Annotated in this window: 17 protein-coding genes; all 17 read left to right on the forward strand. The window is 36.8% G+C overall.

What is annotated here, in order from left to right:
- The first annotated feature begins 71 nt into the window (after positions 1-71).
- Complete coding sequence (locus tag HU235_RS13830; protein ID WP_095302802.1) at positions 72-1,202, forward strand: GntR family transcriptional regulator; 1,131 nt, start codon at positions 72-74, stop codon at positions 1,200-1,202.
- Positions 1,203-1,267: 65 nt separating this feature from the next.
- Positions 1,268-2,491 (forward strand): sn-glycerol-1-phosphate dehydrogenase, encoded by a 1,224-nt coding sequence (locus HU235_RS13835; protein ID WP_174880564.1) that lies wholly within the window; start codon positions 1,268-1,270, stop codon positions 2,489-2,491.
- On the forward strand, positions 2,481-3,197 hold the full coding sequence (locus tag HU235_RS13840) for an HAD family hydrolase (protein WP_174880565.1): 717 nt from the start codon (positions 2,481-2,483) through the stop codon (positions 3,195-3,197). The genes HU235_RS13835 and HU235_RS13840 overlap by 11 nt, the downstream gene beginning before the upstream one ends.
- Before the next feature lie 11 nt (positions 3,198-3,208).
- Complete coding sequence (locus HU235_RS13845) at positions 3,209-3,901, forward strand: YesL family protein (RefSeq protein WP_174880566.1); 693 nt, start codon at positions 3,209-3,211, stop codon at positions 3,899-3,901.
- A gap of 447 nt (positions 3,902-4,348) precedes the next feature.
- Positions 4,349-5,674, forward strand: coding sequence for a sugar ABC transporter substrate-binding protein (locus tag HU235_RS13850; RefSeq protein ID WP_145581829.1), 1,326 nt, complete (start codon positions 4,349-4,351; stop codon positions 5,672-5,674).
- A 114-nt stretch (positions 5,675-5,788) separates the two neighbouring features.
- Entirely contained in the window at positions 5,789-6,682 is an 894-nt protein-coding gene (locus tag HU235_RS13855; protein WP_145581789.1) for a carbohydrate ABC transporter permease, read from the forward strand.
- Positions 6,683-6,715: 33 nt separating this feature from the next.
- On the forward strand, positions 6,716-7,603 hold the full coding sequence (locus tag HU235_RS13860; RefSeq protein WP_145581790.1) for a carbohydrate ABC transporter permease: 888 nt from the start codon (positions 6,716-6,718) through the stop codon (positions 7,601-7,603).
- Between the two features lie 235 nt (positions 7,604-7,838).
- The gene (gene arfA / locus HU235_RS13865; RefSeq protein WP_145581791.1) at positions 7,839-9,338 is read left to right on the forward strand and encodes an arabinosylfuranosidase ArfA; all 1,500 of its coding nucleotides are present in this window, start codon (positions 7,839-7,841) and stop codon (positions 9,336-9,338) included.
- Between the two features lie 19 nt (positions 9,339-9,357).
- Positions 9,358-10,317, forward strand: coding sequence for a glycoside hydrolase family 43 protein (locus HU235_RS13870; protein WP_145581792.1), 960 nt, complete (start codon positions 9,358-9,360; stop codon positions 10,315-10,317).
- A gap of 175 nt (positions 10,318-10,492) precedes the next feature.
- Positions 10,493-11,986: an arabinan endo-1,5-alpha-L-arabinosidase gene (locus HU235_RS13875; protein ID WP_145581793.1), complete on the forward strand. Its 1,494-nt coding sequence runs from the start codon at positions 10,493-10,495 to the stop codon at positions 11,984-11,986.
- On the forward strand, positions 11,983-13,308 hold the full coding sequence (locus HU235_RS13880) for an arabinan endo-1,5-alpha-L-arabinosidase (protein ID WP_145581794.1): 1,326 nt from the start codon (positions 11,983-11,985) through the stop codon (positions 13,306-13,308). The genes HU235_RS13875 and HU235_RS13880 overlap by 4 nt, the downstream gene beginning before the upstream one ends.
- Positions 13,309-13,597: 289 nt before the next feature.
- A complete protein-coding gene (araB, locus tag HU235_RS13885; protein WP_095302812.1) occupies positions 13,598-15,289 on the forward strand; it encodes a ribulokinase in 1,692 nt (563 codons plus the stop codon).
- A gap of 76 nt (positions 15,290-15,365) precedes the next feature.
- Positions 15,366-16,082, forward strand: coding sequence for an L-ribulose-5-phosphate 4-epimerase (araD, locus tag HU235_RS13890; RefSeq protein ID WP_095302813.1), 717 nt, complete (start codon positions 15,366-15,368; stop codon positions 16,080-16,082).
- A 22-nt stretch (positions 16,083-16,104) separates the two neighbouring features.
- On the forward strand, positions 16,105-17,589 hold the full coding sequence (araA, locus tag HU235_RS13895; RefSeq protein WP_174880567.1) for an L-arabinose isomerase: 1,485 nt from the start codon (positions 16,105-16,107) through the stop codon (positions 17,587-17,589).
- A gap of 120 nt (positions 17,590-17,709) precedes the next feature.
- Positions 17,710-19,197, forward strand: a complete 1,488-nt coding sequence (locus HU235_RS13900) for an alpha-N-arabinofuranosidase (RefSeq protein ID WP_145581797.1) — start codon at positions 17,710-17,712, stop codon at positions 19,195-19,197.
- An 18-nt stretch (positions 19,198-19,215) separates the two neighbouring features.
- Entirely contained in the window at positions 19,216-19,473 is a 258-nt protein-coding gene (locus HU235_RS13905; protein ID WP_174880568.1) for a DUF6171 family protein, read from the forward strand.
- 245 nt (positions 19,474-19,718) lie between these two features.
- Positions 19,719-20,633 (forward strand): glycoside hydrolase family 43 protein, encoded by a 915-nt coding sequence (locus HU235_RS13910; protein WP_174880569.1) that lies wholly within the window; start codon positions 19,719-19,721, stop codon positions 20,631-20,633.
- The last annotated feature ends 532 nt before the right edge of the window (positions 20,634-21,165 follow it).

Consider the following 21,165-nt stretch of genomic DNA (forward strand, 5'->3'; position numbering starts at 1 on the left):
CTTAGTGTATAATGTTTTTAGTTGTACGAATAAGTTGAATTCGTAACATACAAGCTGAAAGTGGTGACATAATGGCTCAACAAACAAAAGCAAGCATGGTTAAAAATCAAATAAAAGAATGGATAGATGAAGGAAAGGTTTTACCTGGAGAAAAAATATATTCGGAAAATGAGCTAGTAAAAATGTTCGAAGTAAGTCGACATACGGTGAGGCAGGCTGTTGGAGACTTAGTTCATGAAGGCTGGTTATATCGTGAGCAAGGGGCAGGTACATTTGTATCGAACCGACGTGAACAAATCCAAATTCAGCCAGTAAGCTCGACAGGAAAAAATATTGGTGTTATTACAACCTATATTTCTGATTATATTTTCCCATCAATTATTAAAGGAATTGAATCATACCTATCATCACATGGCTACTCATTAACATTTGCGTGTACGGATAATGATCCTGAAAAGGAAAAGCAATGTTTAGAAGCGATGTTAAGCCGAAATATTGATGGCTTAATCGTAGAACCAACAAGAAGTAGTAGCTATAATCCAAACCTTCATTATTATCTTGAAATGGAACAAAACCAAATTCCCTATTTAATGATCAATCAATATTATCCACAATTAAATCCTCCTAATATAATTCTTGATGATGAAAAAGGCGGTTTTATCGCAACGGACCATTTAATAAAACTTGGTCATACGAAAGTTATCGGGATTTTTAAAAGTGACGATAATCAAGGGTTAAACCGGATGCAAGGCTTTATTAGAGCATTTCGTGAAAATAATATTCAGTTTTTCCCTGAAATGATTGTTACGTATACAACTGAGGAAAAAGAAGGAACATATCTTCAAAAATTGAAGGATATACTCGTTTCAGACGAGAAACCGACGGGAATTGTTTGTTACAATGATGAAATTGCCATTAAAGTGCTAAATGTATTAAGGGATCTTGAAATTAAAGTGCCTGAGGAATTGTCAATTGTTGGGTATGATGATTCTTATTTAGCAGAGGCAAGTGAAATAAAGTTAACATCTGTTACTCATCCAAAGATGGATATGGGAATTGAAGCAGCGAAGTGGATCGTATCTGCAGTTGAAAATGGTGATTGGGAGGAAACGAGACAAAAGGTTTACGAACCCGAAATTGTCATAAGAAATTCTACAAGTGCCATTTCTAAAAATTCTAATGAATCGAAGTATGTTATTTAAGGAAATTTGAAGCAGAAACATACTTTTGGCTGTTGAATTGAACAGAGAAAAAGGAGGAATTTTTAATGCTTTCAGTAACTGAGCTTTCAAATCTTGCCAAGGATTGTTCATGTGGTAACGATCATTTTGAGTGTACAATTGAGGAAATTGTCGTTAGTCATGATGCTTTAGAACAAGCAAGTTCATACATGAGAAGCAAGTCATATCGCAAAGTTTCCATTGTAGCAGATAAGATTACATTTAATGTTGCGGGGCAAAAGCTATCAGATGCGTTAAATGCATCTAATGTAAAAACTGAAGTCGTTTTGATTCAGCCGAATGAACAAGGTGATGTAATCGCAAATGAAATCGCACTTATTGAAGCGATGTTAGGGATATCACAGGATTCTGAGGTTGTCATTGCAGTAGGCTCTGGTACAATTCATGATATTACGAGGTTTTCCAGCTTTAAAATGGGGAAACCATTCATTTCTGTTCCGACAGCCCCTTCTGTTGACGGGTTTAATTCAATGGGTGCTCCTGTAGTTATTAAAGGGGTAAAAACAACGTATCAAATGCAGTCCCCAATTGCGATTTTTGCGGATTTGACGATTTTAAAAGAAGCGCCACAGGAAATGATTGCTGCTGGTTTTGGTGACATGCTAGCAAAATTCACCTCGCTTGCTGATTGGAGGTTCTCACATTTAACGGCAGGTGAACCATATTGTTCTTTATCAGCATCGATAACCGAGGCATCGTTAAAAAAATGCGTCGACAATGTAGATCTCATTGCAGCAGCAAATGAAGAGGGAATTCGAATTTTAATCGAATCACTTATAGAGTCAGGATTAGCGATGCTGTTAGTTGGTCATTCATCACCAGCATCAGGAGGAGAACACCATTTGTCACATTATTGGGAAATGGAATTTTTAAAACAAGACAAGCCGCAAGTCCTCCATGGAGCAAAGGTTGGAGTGTCAACACAGCTAATTTTGAAGCTTTATAAAAATGATGTGAAAGACTTAATAAGCAATTCTACGAGATTAGCAGAACTAAAGGATAAGCAAAAGGAAATCATTTCAGCAATTTTAGAAAAGCAAGAAGAGATCCAGAAGGTAATCGATTCTTTACCAAATGCAGATACTGTAGGGGATTTACTAAATAAAGTAAAAGGACCTACGCAGCCGTCTGATTTAAAAATTGATGCTGAGCTTGTTCAAAATAGCTTAAACAAGGCGCATTTATTAAGAAATCGTTATACAATGCTTAAATTTTGGAATGAGCTTGTAGGTACACATCATGCTGTATAATCTTCCAGATGCAGAAGCGATATTTTTCGATTTAGACGATACATTGTATGACCAATTATTGCCTTTTCAATCTGCTCTTAAATACGCTAAACTACAAATAGACCCAGCAAATTATGAGGTTATTTATAAAAGAGTGCGTTTTTACAGTGATTTGCTTTGGAAGTCATATACGAAAGGTGAATTGACCATAGAGCAGGTTCGGAGCGAAAGATTAAAATGCGCTCTTCGAGAATTCGAAATAGATCTTTCAAATGAACAAGCAATAGAAATTCAAGAACGTTACCAATATGAACAAAAAGTTATTGAGTTATTTCCACATGTGAAATCAATTATTAAAGAGCTGCAAAATCAAGATAAAGTTGTTGGAATTATCACGAATGGACCAGTAGAACATCAAATGTCAAAAATAATAGCATTGCAACTTGACCGTATCATTTCAAATGAACTCATCTTTATCTCTGATGGCATCGGTCTGACAAAGCCAGACAAGAGGGTATTTGAATATGTTCAAAAACAGGTGAAAATATCAGCAGGAAAATGTCTATATATTGGCGATACATGGGAAAATGATATCGCACCACCAATTGAAGCGGGGTGGAAATCGATTTGGTTTAATTACCGAAATCGTAAGCCGCAATCACATCATCAACCTTCATTGGTTATTAAGGAATATGATGAGATCATTAAGAAAATCTTAAGTAGATAGAAGGGACAGATATGCAATCGACATCAGTTTTTGAAGGGATTTTTAAACTATTAGAATGGTTTACACGTTTCGCGTTAACTAATTTTTTATGGGTATTGTTTAATTTGCCGATTAGCTTTTTTGTCTTTACAATTTTGTTAACAGACGATGTCCCATTTATCGTGATGAATCTTCTATTCATAGCGGTTTTAGCCCCGTTTTTGTTTTTCCCAGCTACATCTGCTATGTTCGGTGTTGTGAGAAAGTGGATTACCGGTGAACATGATTTTTCAATTATTAAACAGTATTGGGCATTATACCGTGAAAACTATGGAAAGAGTTTACTAGGCGGGCTTATCCTTGTACCACTTTGGGCGATCGGAATTGCGGATATTGCCTTTTTAGTTAAACAAAACATATATGTAACAATCATTTTATTAATGATTTTACTTTTGCTTTTCATTTTTACAACGTATTTCTTTGCTGTGATTGTTCACCATAATATCAAGTTGTTCCCTGCTTTTAAACAAGCCTTGATATTTATGATTATCCACCCAGGGAAAAGCTTAATCGTTGGGATGATGAATTTGGCAATTCTTTATCTTTGCTTAACAAAATTAACCTTTTTGATGCCATTTCTAATGGGTGTGGCAATCGCGTATTTCGCCTTTTTTAGTTATTATGCTAAATTTAAAACGGTTCAACAGTTAAAAAGAGAAAATTAAACTAAGAGAATGATTCAAGAGTTACGTAACAGATGTACTTTTGAAGCATTCTCTTTTTTTGATCTGTTGTTTCCCTTGAGTATTTTAGGAGGGGAATTCAGGACTTACGAGGAAGCAACTATTCTAGATGATAATTAGAAAAAACAGTTTAATTAAAGTGTCAATTGAAATTTGTTAAGAGAATAAATCCTTACAGGTTTAAAGGCGGAAAATCAATAGATGTACGTACATATAGATCGACATATTTTTTACATGTACTTATTTTTAAAAAAAGTTGTTGACATGTACGAACAGGTATAATACTATTGATTTAAAGAAGCGCTTACATAACAATTTGCAAAAATATAGACAAGATTCTACAAATTGCTGCGTAAGGCTCTTATCTAACAAATAAGCTTTGGGGGGATTAAATTGTTTAAAAAATCAAAGAAGAAGCTAAGCAAATTAATGTTTTTAGCAGCTCTCGTTGTAGTGTTAGCTGGAGTACTAAGCGCATGTGGCAGTAAAGATAGTTCTGGAGGAGAAGGTGGCACTAAAAATTTAACTTTCATGTTTAGTGGACAACCTCATGAACAAACTGCCTATAAAAATGTAGTAAAGAAATTTGAAGAAGCAAATCCTGGCGTAAAAGTAAAAGTAGTAGTAACAACTGGTGATCAATACGATACGAAATTACAAGCAGCAATTGCTGGTAAGAGTGTACCTGATGTATTCTTCTACAATCCTGGTAACTTAAAAGCATATGTTAACTCTGGTGTATTAAAGGATATCACTAAGGATGTTGAAGGATCAGAACAAGTTAAAAGCATTTGGGAAGCTGGTATTAACAAATATCGATATGATGGAGAAACAGCTGGTGTAGGCGCGATTTATGGTTTACCGAAAGACTTAGGACCATTTGCACTTGGTTATAACAAAACAATGTTCGAAGAGGCTGGTATCGAATTACCAGATCCGGACAAGCCATACACACTTGAAGAGTGGTTAGAAGTTAACAAGCAGTTAACAAAGGATAACAATGGTGATGGAAAGCTTGACCAATGGGGAACTGGATTAAATGTTAACTGGTCATTACAACCATTTGTTTGGAGTAATGGTGCTGACTGGTTAGATGAAACACATACAAAAGTAACAGTAGATGACCCTAAATTCATTGAAGCATTACAATTTTTCGCTGATTTACAAAACGTTCACGGTGTAACACCTTCTATTGCTGAGGGACAAACACTTGATACGTACCAACGTTTCATGCAAGGACAAATTGGTTTCTTCCCAGTTGCTCCTTGGGACTTAGCAGCATTTAAAGATTTAAAATTTGAATTTGATTTACTTCCATGGCCTGTTGGTTCAACTGGAGAAACAAGTGCTTGGATTGGTTCATTAGGAATTGGTGTATCTGCAAAAACAAAGCACCCTGAATTAGCTACAGAGCTTGCTTTATATTTATCAGCTGATGAAGAAGGACAACAAGCATTAGTTGACCAACAAGTTCAAGTACCAAATAACACTAAAGTAGCAGAAGAATGGGCTAATGATACTTCAATCAAGCCTGCAAATAAGAAAGAATATTTACAAATCATTAGCGAATACGGTCGTGATTTACCAACAAACTTCACTTACACTGGTGAATGGTATGATGAATTCTTCAAAAATATTCAACCTGTCTTAGACGGTAAGAAAACTGCTGAAGAATATGTAAAAGAAGCTCAACCTAAAATGCAAGAATTATTAGACAAATCAATTCAACAAGAGGAAACAGCTAAAAAGAAATAACCTGTTAATGAATTGTGGTGCTAGAGTAATAGGCTAGCACCCTCTTAACTTATTAACTCTCTACTAGTAGTTAAGGTTTAACTCGTAGCCTTTTAAGAGAAATGGGGAGAAGAAATGAAAACATCAACTTCAAAGTTATATCGTAGTGAGCGAAGAAATGCTTATATTTTTATTGCTGCACCTGTTATTGGATTTTTAGTTTTTACATTAGCTCCAGCACTTTATTCCATTTATGGCTCATTTACTAACTGGGACGGTTTAGGTCAAATGACGTGGATTGGCTTACAAAACTATATTGACCTGTTAACAGATGAGTCCTTCCATAAAGCATTGTACAATACTGTATTTATGATGCTAGGAATTCCAATCGGTTTAGTTTTAGCGCTATTACTTGCAATCGGTTTAAACCGCGGCATACCTGGTACTCAAGTATTTAGAACAATATATTATATCCCTGTTATTTCATCGATTGCGGCAGTCGCAATTTTATGGCAGTTTGCGTATAACGGTGACTTCGGTTTAGTAAACCAATTTTTAGCTATCTTCGGAATCGACGGTCCTAGCTGGTTAATGAATAAAGACACAGTAAAACCAGCCTTAATTTTAATGACTGTATGGAAAGGCTTAGGATACAGTATGCTTTTATATTTAGCGGCATTACAAAGTGTTCCGAAAACTTATTACGAGGCTGCTAAATTAGATGGTGCAAATGCTTTCCAAGTATTCAAAAATATTACTCTACCAATGGTAAAACCTGTTACATTCTTCATCGTTGTTACAAACATCATCGGAGGGGCACAGCTCTTTACAGAGATCAATGTTATGACACCTACTGGTGGTCCAGAGTTTTCTTCAGCAACTGCTGTATTCTATATTTGGCAAAAGGCTTTTGGAAACTTTGAAATGGGTTATGGTTCTGCAATGGCTGTCGTATTAGGAATATTCATCTTTATCGTAACGTTAATTCAATTTAGAGTGAACGAAAAACAATCATACGATCTTGATTAATCGACGCTTTTGCATGAGAAAGGAGTGGTAGAAATGGAAGCAGTAGTAGAAAAGAAAACCGAACCAACAGTAAAATATAAATCTTTAAAACAAACAGAACGAATAACAAACATTATTATTTTCGTCGTTTTAACAATCGGTGCAATATTTATGATCGCACCATTAATTTGGATGGTTGCTACCTCATTTAAAAACATTCAAGAGGTATATGCATTGCCTCCAGTTTGGATCCCAGAATCATTTGATCCGATTAAATACAAAGAAATTTGGGAAAAGGGTCCGCTTTTAAGTGGGATTAAAAACAGCTTAATTATCGCATTGTCAGTAACGGTTATTGGTACATTTACGTCAGCCTTAGCTGCATTTGCGTTTGGTAAATTGAATTTCCCGTTTAAAAATCAACTGTTCTTATTGCTTTTAACAGCAATGATGATTCCATATCCAGTTGTAATGATTCCACAGTTTATGATTTTTACACAAATTGGCTGGGTCGATACATTATTGCCACTTATTGTTCCTGGGCTATTCGGAAATATTATGATGATTTTCTTCTTAAGGCAGTATTTAACAAGTATTCCGAACTCAGTAATTGAAGCAGCAAAAATTGATGGATGCTCATACTTTAAGATTTTCTATCGTATTATTTTCCCATTAGTAAGACCTGCTGTTGCTGCACAATTGATTTTATGGTTTATGGCAATATGGAATGATTATTTAGCGCCAATTTTATATTTAAACTCACCGGAAAAACAAACATTACAAATTGTTATTGCGAACTTTAATGCTACCTATGCCATTCAAAGTGATTTCCCACTAATTATGGCTGCATCTGTTGTATCGTTATTACCAATGTTAATTGTATTTATCGTCTTCCAAAAGCAAATAATCGAATCTGTTGCGATTTCAGGTGTCAAAGGATAATGCTAGGAAGCTAAAGCAATTACAGCGATACACGAAAAAACAAATACATGTGGCGGTTTAAGGTAAACTAGCTAGCCTAATCTATTTCGATAACTAGAATGGGCTAGCTAGTTTACCGGATTCCTGCCACTTTTTGTTTAATCGCGAAAAGGCTGTCTCTTGTAGGCAGCTTTCTAAGAATATTCATTTCAAATTAGAGGAAATAACAGATAAACGACATAAGAGGTGAAATGATATGAAACGAGTAACCTATTTTGCTGACAAAAATTATAAAATTGGTCAAGTAGACCCTAAGCTATTTGGCTCGTTTATTGAACATTTAGGTCGTGCTGTTTATACGGGGATATATGAACCGGGACATCCAACTGCAGATGAGGATGGTTTCCGTAAAGATGTCATGGATTTAGTAAAGGAATTAAACGTACCAATTGTCCGCTATCCTGGAGGGAACTTTTTATCAGGCTATGATTGGACAGATGGAATCGGTCCCATAGAAAACAGACCTAGAAGATTGGATCTTGCTTGGAGAACGACTGAGCCCAATGAGGTTGGAATTGATGAATTTATGAAGTGGGCAAACAAGTTAAATATCGAACCGATGCTTGCTGTTAATTTAGGTACAGGAACACCGAAAGAGGCTGGATTCTTTGTAGAATACTGTAATCATCCAGGGAATACATATTGGAGTGATTTACGAATCCAAAACGGACACAAGGATCCATATAATGTTAAAGTTTGGTGCTTAGGGAACGAAATGGATGGTCCATGGCAAATTGGCCAACTAAGTGCGGAGGATTACGGTAAAAAAGCAAGAGAAACAGCGAAAATAATGAAGTGGGTAGATCCGACCATTGAATTAGTTGCATGTGGCAGCTCTTCTGCTGAGATGCCTACTTTCCCTGAGTGGGATCGCGTCGTATTAGAGCATTTGTACGAACATGTTGATTATATCTCATGCCACCGCTATTACGAAAATTTAGGCGATACGAATGATTTTCTCGGTTCATTCGCTGATATGGACAACTTTATAAAAACGATAGCAAGTACAGCTGACTATGTGCAAGCGAAATATAGAAGTAAAAAGAAAATGTATATTTCATTTGATGAATGGAATGTATGGTATCAAAAGAAGGTTGAGTTAAAGGATTGGGAAGTAGCACCACCAATTTTAGAGGATATCTATTCGTTATTAGATTCATTAGTATTTGGTGGTCTTATGTGTACACTATTGCAGCATGTCGATCGCGTTAAAATGGCTTCCTTGGCCCAATTAGTCAATGTAATTGCGCCAATTTTCACCCAAAAAGGTGGTCCTGCTATTAAACAAGCAATCTTCTATCCTTTCTATCAAGTATCTAATTATGGTAGAGGGGAAGTACTAAACACATTAATAGAAGCACCGAAGCTTGCGACAAATCGCCACGGTGATATTCCGCTAGTCCAATCTTCGACAACTTATAATGCAGAGGATAATACACTAAGTATTTTTGCATTAAATTGTTCTGAGGATGAGGATTTAGTGTTGGATGCACAGTTCCGTTCCTTTGGTTCTGTCCAAGTAATTGAGCATGTTGTTATGGATGGGACAGATCTGAATGCGGTTAATAATTTTGCTAATCCAGACAATGTGAAACCAAGAAATGTCGATGTTTCCAATAAGTCTGGAGATCATATCGAAATTACTTTACCAAGAATGTCTTGGAATATGATCCGTTTACAATGTACATCAAATTAATGATATAGGAGTTGTTAATATGACTGAATATAACGTAAAAAATCCACTAATTGAACAACGTGCAGATCCATTTATGTATAAACATACAGATGGGTATTATTATTTCACTGGTTCAGTACCTGAATACGACAGAATTGCTATTCGTCGTGCAAAGACAATTGCAGGCTTAGCTGAAGCTGAAGAAAAAACAATTTGGGTAAAGCATGAAAGCGGATTAATGAGTGCTAATATATGGGCGCCAGAGCTGCATTATATCGATGGAAAATGGTATGTATATTTTGCAGCAGCACGTACAACTGAAACAAATGAAGGTTTGTTCGACCATCGCATGTTTGTTCTTGAAAATGAGTCAGCTAATCCACTAGAGGGAGAATGGGTCGAAAAAGGACAAGTAAAAACGAAGTGGGAATCATTTGCGTTAGATGCTACATCGTTTGAGCATAAAGGTGTTCGCTACTATGTATGGGCACAAAAAGACCCTGAGATTGAAGGGAATTCAAACCTATATATTTCTGAAATGGAGAATCCTTGGACATTGAAAGGTGAACAAGTGTGTATTACAACTCCAGAATATGATTGGGAGAAAATTGGCTTTTTAGTAAATGAAGGTGCAGCAATCTTAAAGAAAAACGGCAAAATTTTCATGACGTATTCAGCAAGTGCTACTGATCATCATTATTGCATGGGATTATTAACTGCAGATGAAGATAGTGATTTATTGGATCCGAAGTCTTGGGTGAAATCACCTGAGCCTGTCTTTACAACAAATGAAGCTAATAGTCAATATGGGCCTGGACATAACAGCTTTACAGTATCTGAGGATGGTTCACTAGATTTGCTTGTTTATCATGCTAGAAGCTACAAGGAGATTGAAGGAGATCCATTATACGATCCAAATCGCCACGCACGCGTTCAAGCGATTAAATGGAATGAGGATGGAACGCCAAACTTTGGAGTTCCTAGACCTGATACAAATTAATGCATTCAATCTGAATAAAGGAGAGGCTGATTATGATGATAGTCAGCCTTTTCTACTATTAAAAAGATAATCAATTACAGCCACTTAATAATTGAAAAGTAGGGAAAAACTGTTTAACGATTGGATGTACGCAAAGTAAGTAAATCGTCTATTTAATAGAGAAAGAAGCTAAATAATGATGATAACAAAAAAGAAAACCACGCTTTTTATTTCGATATTGATTCTACTCATCGTAATGGCGTTTGCTGGATTCTATTATATTAATCAAACGAATCAAACTCCTAAAAAGCTTGGAAATTCCCAATATCCAACATCTCCTCAAGAATTACCATTTGAAAAGGTGAATGTTGATATTATCCACGATGAAACAAAATGGTCAACGAATAATACCCATGATGCAGAAATCATTAAGGTAGATGGTTGGTATTATACGTTTTCAACCGATTATATGGTTGCAGGGACTCCACTTCCAGGTATTCAAATTCGAAAATCGCACGATATGATAGAGTGGGAGTTTGTTGGACGAGTCTTTGATGACTTATCAACTGAAGCGAAAGCGTGGACTAATGGAAATACAACAACCTTTTGGGCACCAGATGTTGTTGAAATGAATGGTCAATTTTATCTTTATTATTCGGTTTCCCAGTTCGGTACGAGAAACTCATATATTGGTTTAGCGACTAGTTCATCCATTGAAGGTCCATGGCAAGATCAAGGACCTGTTATAAAAACAAAAGAGGGTGACGAAAAAACAGTAAACGCAATCGACCCAGGGATCATAATAGATAGAAACGAAAATCCGTGGATGGTGTATGGCTCTTACTTTGGTGGGATTTTTATTACTGAATTAGATAAAACAACAGGAAAGCAGAAAAAATCTGGTGAAGAAGGAACACTCATTGCGAAACGGAAAAGCAATGATTTTGAAATTGAAGCACCAGCAATGATGTATAACCGTGATACAGATATGTTTTATTTAACAGTCTCATATGGCTATTTGGAGGACACATACAATGTTCGGGTTGCACGTTCAAAGGATATCCAAGGCCCATATGTAGATTTCAATGGTAAAAATATGATAGACACGTCAGATGAATCGTTTGATACAGGAACAAAAATTATTAACTCATATGCATTTAATGATGATAGCGGCTGGCTTGGAACAGGTCATAATGGTCTGCTTCAAGAGGGGGACAAATACTATTTAACACATAATGCAAGAGCTGGTGAGGACTTGTATTGGTCACATCTCCATGTACGAGAAATTATATGGACTAAAGATGGGTGGCCAGTTGTATCTCCAGAACGATATGCGGGAAAACCGAAAGATTCCGCTCAAATAAAGGAAGAAAATTTAATAGGAAATTGGGAGAGAATCGAATTTCCGCGATTTGATGATAGCATGCAAACATCTACTAATCTTAAGCTATTAAAAAATGGAAAAATAAATGATGCTAATGGAGAAGATTATTGGGAGCTAGACGAAAATACATTAAAGCTTTATTGGTATGCCCCAAATGAAGCTCCTGATGATTATTGGATTGATGAAGTAACAATCTTGCCTGAGTGGGATTATGAAAAATGGAAGCCTACACTTGTTTTTACAGGCCTAAATAATGAAGGGACTGCTATATGGGGAAAGCAGTTTGTTGAGGAGGAAGAAGAATGATTTATCCGAATGAACCAGTAAAAGATGATTTATATGACGAATCAATCGCCAACAATGAGAAATTATGGACGATACATAATGTACACGATCCAGCACTTATTAAGGATGGTGATACGTATTATGTCTTTTCAACAGATGCAAAAGTTGGTGGACCACCGTCTGGAGGTATCCAAATTAGGAAATCAAAAGACTTAATTAAATGGGAATGGGTCGGACATGCGTTCGATAAAATTCCGGAAGCTGCGTTTGAATGGACTGGAGCATTAGGACTTTGGGCACCAGATGTTGCTAAATATGGAGATACTTATTATTTATATTATGCTGCTAGCCAATTCGGTAAAAATCAGTCATTTATTGGTGTAGCCACAAGTAAGCATATTGAAGGACCATGGGTAGACCAAGGTGAGGTGATTAAAACCGAGCATGGTGTATCAGGACCAAATGCGATCGATCCGAACATAACATTTGATGAAAACGGAATACCTTGGATGGTATACGGATCATTTTTTGGAGGTATTTATCTATGTAAAATTGACCCTAGCACAGGGAAGCGTGCCGAACAGAATGAAGGAATTCTTTTAGCGCGCCGTCCGAAAAGTGTTGAAGCTGCAATAGAAGGTCCATACATTGTGTACCATCCAGAATTGAAAAAGTATTATTTATTTGTTTCATATGATTCATTATTCAGAGATTATAATATTCGCGTAGCTGTTTCGGATAGAATCGAAGGTCCTTATCTTGATATTAACGGCAATGATATGAGAGACATTGAGATCGATCCGAATGAGACAGGCTTAAAAATTCTCGGCGGTTATAAATTTGCTGACAAAGAAGGCTGGATCGGGCCGGGACATAACTCTGTTTTACAAGACAATGGAAACTTCTATATATGTCACCATGCTAGGGGAGAACGAACAAAAATCCACCACGGTCTTCATATTCGTAAAATTGTCTGGACTGAAGATGGCTGGCCGCTTGTATCTCCAGAAAGATATGCAGGGGAAGAGGAACAACCTATCGATCAAGAGGAGATTCCAGGTGTATGGGATATTATTATACAAGATAAACATAACAATGGAATGATTTGTTCGGAAGTTTATGAGTTTACTAGAGATGGAGAAGTTCATAGCAAAAATAGTAAAGGTTCATGGGAATTAAAACAGAATAATGTAGTTGAGCTAACATTAACGAATGACTTATCAAGTGCTGAAATCATTGTCCTGCCAGCATGGGACTACGAATGCTGGAATCCTACACTCGTTTTTACGGGAAAAGACAAACAAGGGATTGTATTAATCGGAAAAAAACGCAAAAAAGGTTAAAAAACCAACTTGTAAGGATAAGTTAGAGGGGTGATCGGCAAAAAAAGTACAATTTTTAAAGAAATATTGAAAATTTGTATTGAAAAATTATCGATAAGTGCTAAAATCTAATTAAGGTTATACGTATAAGTTGAATTACTTAAAAAATTAGTATTTTACTATTTGAATTTTAACAATTATCTATATGAAATAGCCTTTAACTTGTACGTATGATAAGAAATGAACTAGTAATGATATTTTATAAGAAAAATGTTTGGGTATGAGAAAGAAAGAGGCTGGGGTGACTAGAATGGCTAAATATTCAATTGGTGTCGATTATGGGACACAATCAGGAAGAGCGGTACTTGTAGAAATCGGTACTGGAAAAGAAATTGCAACATCAGTTAAACCTTACACACATGGTGTAATGGATGAATTTTTACCTGATGGAGTAACAAAGCTTGAAAATGACTGGGCTCTTCAACATCCAACTGATTATATGGAAGTTTTACAAGTAACGATTCCAGATGTACTAAAACAAGCCAACATTTCTCCTGAAGATGTTATTGGACTTGGGATTGATTTTACTGCATGTACAGTTTTACCGATAAATGAATTTGGAACACCTCTTTGCTTAACCGAAGAATTTAAAAATCATCCACATGCATTTGTGAAGCTTTGGAAGCACCATGCAGCACAGGATGAGGCAAATCGCTTAAATGAGGTTGCTGAAGCAAGAGGAGAGAAATTTTTGCAAAGATACGGCGGGAAAATATCCTCTGAATGGTTATTTCCAAAATTATGGCAAATCCTTAATGAAGCGCCTGAAATATATGAAGCAACAGACCAATTTGTTGAAGCAACAGACTGGGTAACATACCAGTTAACTGGAGAGCTAAAAAGAAATAGTTGTACGGCAGGATATAAAGCAATTTGGCACAAGCAAGATAGCTATCCTTCTAAAGAGTTCTTTAAGGCGCTTGACGAAAGATTGGAAAATGTTGTTGAAGAGAAACTATCAACTGACATTTACCCAATTGGCTCAAAGGCTGGGGAATTAACAGAACAAGCGGCGAAAATGATTGGCTTAAAGCCTGGTACAGCAATTGCTATTGCAAACGTTGATGCCCATGTTGCAGTGCCTGCAGTTGGAATTACTGAGCCAGGAAAGCTTCTAATGATTATGGGAACTTCAACTTGTCATATTTTACTTGGTGAAGAGGAAAAAGTAGTTCCAGGCATGTGTGGTGTTGTAGAAGATGGCGTTATCCCGGGATTTATGGGATATGAAGCAGGACAATCATGTGTTGGTGACCACTTCGAATGGTTTACTGAGAACTGTGTACCAGCAAGCTACTATGAAGAAGCTGAAGCTAAGGGAATGAACATCCACCAACTATTAACTGAAAAGGCTGCAAAGCTTGAAGTTGGTGAAAGCGGTTTAATTGCTCTTGACTGGTGGAATGGAAACCGTTCAACATTGGTTGATGCTGACTTAACTGGTGTTTTATTAGGTGCTACATTGCTTACTAAGCCTGAGGAAATTTACCGAACTCTAATCGAAGCAACAGCATTTGGTACTCGTACTATCGTTGATGCATTTAGAGGGAACGGTGTACCGATTCATGAAGTGTATGCTTGCGGTGGGATTGCTGAGAAAAATGCGTTAATGATGCAAATTTATGCTGATGTATTAAATATGGAAATCCGTATTTCAGCTTCATCTCAAACACCTGCTTTAGGCTCTGCGATGTTCGGAGCAGTGGCAGCTGGTAAAGAGCGTGGCGGATATGATGATATAAAAGACGCTGCAAAAGAAATGGCACGTTTAAAAGATACAGTGTATCGTCCAAATCCAAAAAACACTGAAGTATATAGCCAATTATTTGCTGAATATACTCGTCTATATGACTATTTTGGACGCGGTGCAAATGATGTCATGAAAAACTTAAAGAAAATCAAACGAGAAAGCGTCACACAAAAGGATAAAGTCACTCAATAATACCTAAATATAAGGTGGTACAGCATCACTTTTTAACAAGCTGTGCCACCCTTCATAAAAAGGGGAGATTAAGAGAATGCTTGAATCATTAAAAGAGCAAGTGTTAAAGGCTAATCTACTTCTGCCAAAGTATCAAATGGTAACGTTTACTTGGGGGAATGTCAGTGGGATTGACCGTGAAAAGGGATTAGTAGTTATTAAGCCAAGTGGTGTCCCTTACGATGAATTAAAAGTGGAAGATTTAGTCGTAGTTAATTTAGATGGTGAAGTCGTTGAAGGCGATTTACGTCCTTCATCAGATACGGCAACACATATTGCGCTTTATAAAGCATTTCCTAAACTAGGTGGTGTCGTTCATACTCATTCGCCATGGGCAACGAGCTGGGCTCAGGCAGGACGTCCAATTCCTGCTTTAGGTACAACTCATGCAGACTATTATTATGGAGAAATTCCATGTACTAGACCTTTAACAGAGGATGAAATCACACGTGCGTATGAGTTGGAAACAGGTAACGTCATTATCGAAACATTTGAAAACGCTGGTCTTGATCCAGTTGCAATGCCTGGTGTTTTAGTATCTGGTCATGCGCCATTTTGCTGGGGAAAAGATGCGATGCAAGCTGTCCATAATGCAGTTGTGTTAGAGGAAGTTGCAAAGATGGCCCTTCATACGTATCAATTAAACCCAGCTATTCAGCCAATTGACCAATTTTTACTTGATAAGCATTATCTTCGCAAGCATGGAGCAAATGCTTACTACGGTCAAAAGACTACATCAAAAGTAAATCAATAACAACTTACTGGGGGAATCAGAGATGTTAAAAGTGAAAGAATATGAATTTTGGTTTGTAACAGGAAGTCAAGACCTATACGGTGACGATACAATTCGTGAAGTTGAAGCAAATTCAAAAGTAATTACAGAAGGCTTAGATAGTGACCCAGCGGTTACATATAAATTGGTATTTAAAACCGTATTAAAAGAAGCAGATTCAATCCGCAGATTATGTCTTGAAGCAAATGCTGATGAAAAATGTGCAGGGATTATTACATGGATGCACACTTTCTCACCAGCTAAAATGTGGATTGCTGGATTAACTGCATTACAAAAACCGATGCTACACCTACACACTCAATTTAATCGTGACATTCCTTGGGATACGATCGATATGGACTTCATGAACACAAACCAATCCGCTCATGGTGACCGTGAATTTGGATTTATGGGTAGCAGATTACATGTAAAGCGTAAAGTTGTAGTCGGTCACTGGGAAAGCAGTGATGTAAGAAATACGATTGGAAGCTGGATGCGCACAGCGGTTGCGTTCTCTGAAAGCAAACATTTAAAAGTAGCGCGCTTCGGTGACAATATGCGTAATGTAGCTGTTACAGAAGGCGATAAAGTAGAAGCGCAAATTAAGCTTGGTTGGACAGTTGATGGTTTCGGAATTGGTGACTTAGTCGCAAAAATGAATGAAGTGACAGAACAGGAAATCGACGAGTTAATGAACGAATACGAAGCAGAATACGATATTGTTCCAGAAGGTCTTAAAGACGGTCCTGTTCGTGAATCAATTCGTTACCAAGCAAGAATTGAACTTGGTATGAAAGCATTTTTAGAAGCTGGAAATTATACAGCATTTACAACAACATTTGAGGATTTACATGGTATGAAGCAATTACCAGGTCTTGCTGTACAACGATTAATGGCACAAGGCTATGGATTTGCCGGAGAAGGTGACTGGAAAACAGCTGCACTTTTACGTATTTCTAAAATTATTGCTGATAATGAAGATACTTCATTCATGGAAGATTACACATATCACTTTGAACCTGGAAATGAGCTTGTTCTTGGTTCACATATGCTTGAGGTTTGCCCTACAATTACAGCAACAAAACCAAAAATCGCTGTTTATCCACTAGGTATCGGTGGTAAGGAAGACCCTGCTCGCCTTATCTTTAATGGAAAGAGCGGTGCGGCTTTAAATGCATCAATTATTGACTTAGGACATCGCTTCCGTTTAATCGTTAATGAAGTAGATGCTGTACAGCCTGAAATTGATATGCCAAATCTTCCTGTTGCACGAGTTCTTTGGACTCCACAACCAAATTTAAGCGAAGGTGCAGAAAACTGGATCGTTGCTGGCGGAGCTCACCACACAGTGTTCTCTTACAAAGTAACAGTTGATCAATTAAGAGACTTTGCTGAACTAGTTGGTATTGAGTGTGTTGTTATCAACAATGATACAAATAAACATGCATTTAAAAATGAATTACGTTGGAATGACGTCGTTTATAAATAAGGTTTCTTAACATAATAGGAGGTAGAGTTAATCGAATGAACAAGTATACTTGTCGAAATGCTCTACCTCTTATTTTTCGATGAATCTATGAATCTATAATAAAAAGGTTGGGATGAAATCATGTCAAATAAAGTTGTAATCAATGCGGATGTTGAAAAAGGGAAAATAAGCAAACATATTTACGGTCATTTCGCTGAACATTTAGGTCGTTGCATTTATGAGGGGATTTGGGTAGGAGAAGACTCGCCAATTCCAAACACAAAAGGAATTCGTAATGATGTTTTGGAAGCGCTAAAACAAATTAATATCCCTGTTCTTCGCTGGCCTGGTGGCTGTTTTGCTGATGAATATCACTGGAAAGATGGAATTGGACCAAGAGAAAACCGTAAACGTATGGTTAATACTCATTGGGGTGGCGTTGTTGAAAACAATCACTTTGGTACACATGAATTTATGTTGCTATGTGAACTACTAGATTGTGAACCATATATTTGCGGTAACGTTGGTAGTGGTACAGTTCAAGAAATGTCAGAATGGGTTGAATATATGACATTTGACGGCGAATCACCAATGGCTAACTGGAGACAAGAAAACGGAAGACAAGAGCCATGGAATGTGAAATATTTTGGTGTTGGCAATGAAAACTGGGGGTGTGGCGGAAACATGCGTCCAGAATATTATGCTGATCTTTATCGTAGGTACCAAACATATGTAAGAAACTATGGTGATAACAAAATTTATAAAATTGCTGGTGGAGCAAATGTAGATGATTATAACTGGACAGAAGTGTTGATGCGTGAAGCTGGTCGCTATATGGACGGTTTAAGCTTACATTTCTATACAAGACCTGGTGATTTTTGGTTAGGTAAGGGTGCAGCAACTGGCTTCCCAGAGTATGAATGGTTTAAAACGGTCGAACAAGCTTATTTTATGGACGAACTTATTACGAAACACAGTACGATTATGGATAAATATGATCCTGAAAAACGTGTTGGGATGATCGTTGATGAGTGGGGGACATGGTTTGATGTTGAACCTGGAACGAACCCAGGATTCCTTTATCAACAAAATACAATTCGTGATGCAGTTGTTGCAGCCATTCATTTTCATATTTTCCATAAGCATTGTGATCGTGTACACATGGCAAATATCGCCCAAACCGTTAACGTACTTCAAGCGATGGTATTAACAGAAGGTGAAAAAATGATTCTTACGCCAACATACCATGTATTTGATATGTACAAAGTACACCAGGATGCAACGCTTTTAGCCGTTGATGCTAATGTGAATCGTCATAAATATGAGGATTTAGAGGTTGATCAAATTTCGATTACAGCATCAAAGGATAAAGATGGAAAGGTTCATATTGGCTTATGTAATATTGACAATAAAGAATCAGCATCTTTCGCGATCCAGCTTCGCGGTATTAAAGAACAAATCGCAAGTCTTTCTGGTACGATTTTAACGGCTGACACAATGGATGCACATAATACATTTGAACAACCAGATGCTGTAAAACCAACTGAATTTACAGGTGCAAAAATCGAAAATGGCGAATTACAAGTATCATTACCTCCAATGTCAGTTGTTAGCTTAACAATTGAGTAAAAAAGGGTGATGGTAGAGATGACAACAAATACATGTAAAGGCTGTACAAGAAATGTCATCATAAAACGAGAAGAAATTGAACACATTCTTACTAAGCATAAGGGCGATGAGCAACTCATTGTTTCAAACGATGTGTATCACTTAAGGTTAGATACTTGTAAAGCCTGTTCGTCGTTAATGTATGGGACTACTTGCTCCTATAGCGGCTGCTTAGTGGAATATCGAGCAAAATTCACAAACAAAAAATGTCCTTCTCCAAATGGCTCAAAATGGTGAGCTAGAACGAACTTTATAGGACAGCTATGCGTGAACATAATAAGATATTCGATGATGCAAACTGTGAGATTCGTAGTTTTGTATCATCGTGTGTCTTATTTTTTGTACAAAATGAAAGCGTTTAACATTCGAAGGGAGGTGATGTTTGTAAATATGTTTTAACATCGTAATTATTAAGGAACAAAGAGGAGGAGAAGAATTTGAAACGGTTGAAGTATTTTTCATGGATTGCCATCATTTTAGCAATGATCGCAGTTCCCCAGCAGGCTTATGGGGTATTTTGGAATGTTGAAGGAGAAAGAATGATCCATGATCCTTCAATTATAAAAGAAGGAAATTCATGGTATGTGTTTGGAACAGGTGAAGTAGGGAAAAATGGAATTCGTGTATTACGCTCTGACAATGGGACGAATTGGTATACAACCCCAGTTATTTTTCCGACTGCTCCATCATGGTGGAAAACATATGTACCAAACCATGAGTCAAATCAATGGGCACCAGATATCCAATATTATAATGGTAGGTATTGGCTTTATTATTCTGTTTCAAGCTTTGGTACAAATAATTCACTTATTGGCTTATTATCGACCCATAGTATAACGTCTGGACAATGGAGAGATGATGGTTTAGTCGTAAGATCAACGAGCTCTTCTAATTTTAATGCGATTGACGGTGACCTTGTAATTGATGCTGAAGGAAACCCATGGCTTTCATATGGATCATTTTGGAGTGGAATTAAATTAACAAGATTAGATAAAAATACGATGAAACCAACAGGTACAGTTTATTCAATTGCATCAAGACCAAATATTCCTAACAATCCAATAGAAGCTCCAAGCATCACTTACCGAAACGGTTATTATTATTTATTTGTTTCCTTTGATAGCTGCTGTCAAGGTGTGAATAGCACTTACAAAATTGCTTATGGCCGTTCCAAAAATATTACAGGTCCATACGTCGATAAAAATGGTGTGAGCATGATGAATGGCGGCGGTACAATTATGGATGCAGGTAATGTTCGTTGGAAGGGACCAGGTCATCAAGATGTTTACAATAATAATATAATTATTCGTCATGCCTATGATGCTGAAAACAACGGAATGCCAACAATGCTCATTAATGATTTGTATTGGGATTCGCAAGGATGGCCTTCTTATTAAGAAGGTGAGGTTTACCAATTAAGGGAACTTTCATAAAACGAAAAGAAAATAAGAACATGAGTTGCAATTTCAGTTCATTTTTAGTATTATTACTATACAAGCTGCGCTGTACGCATTTCTTATAAAGTTTTAACCTTTAAGCTGAAATAGGGAGTTTTATATTGAAGTCGGAATATCATGCCTCCATCTGAGTAGAGGACGATACGAAAGCTTCTGCAAACACCCACTTGTAGGAGTGGTGGTTTAAAACTCTATAATACGATGCGGCAATCGCGGCACCTTTTTAAAATGATAAACCCGATTCTCTTTTAGAGGATCGGGTTTTTTATTTGTAAAAAAATATGACGAATGAAGTCGAATGACAGATTTTACTGCAAAGTTGAGAGATTTTTTTAAAAAGTTGACAGATTTTCCTATAATGTTGACAGATAATTTTAATAAGTTGACAAATTTCTATTGGATCAACCAATTTGCTATTGAACAAAGAGAAAAGACTTGATAATTATCAAGTCTTTTTTCCATTCTATTATAA

The organism is Metabacillus niabensis (assembly GCF_902829255.1).
GTDB lineage: Bacteria > Bacillota > Bacilli > Bacillales > Bacillaceae > Metabacillus > Metabacillus niabensis.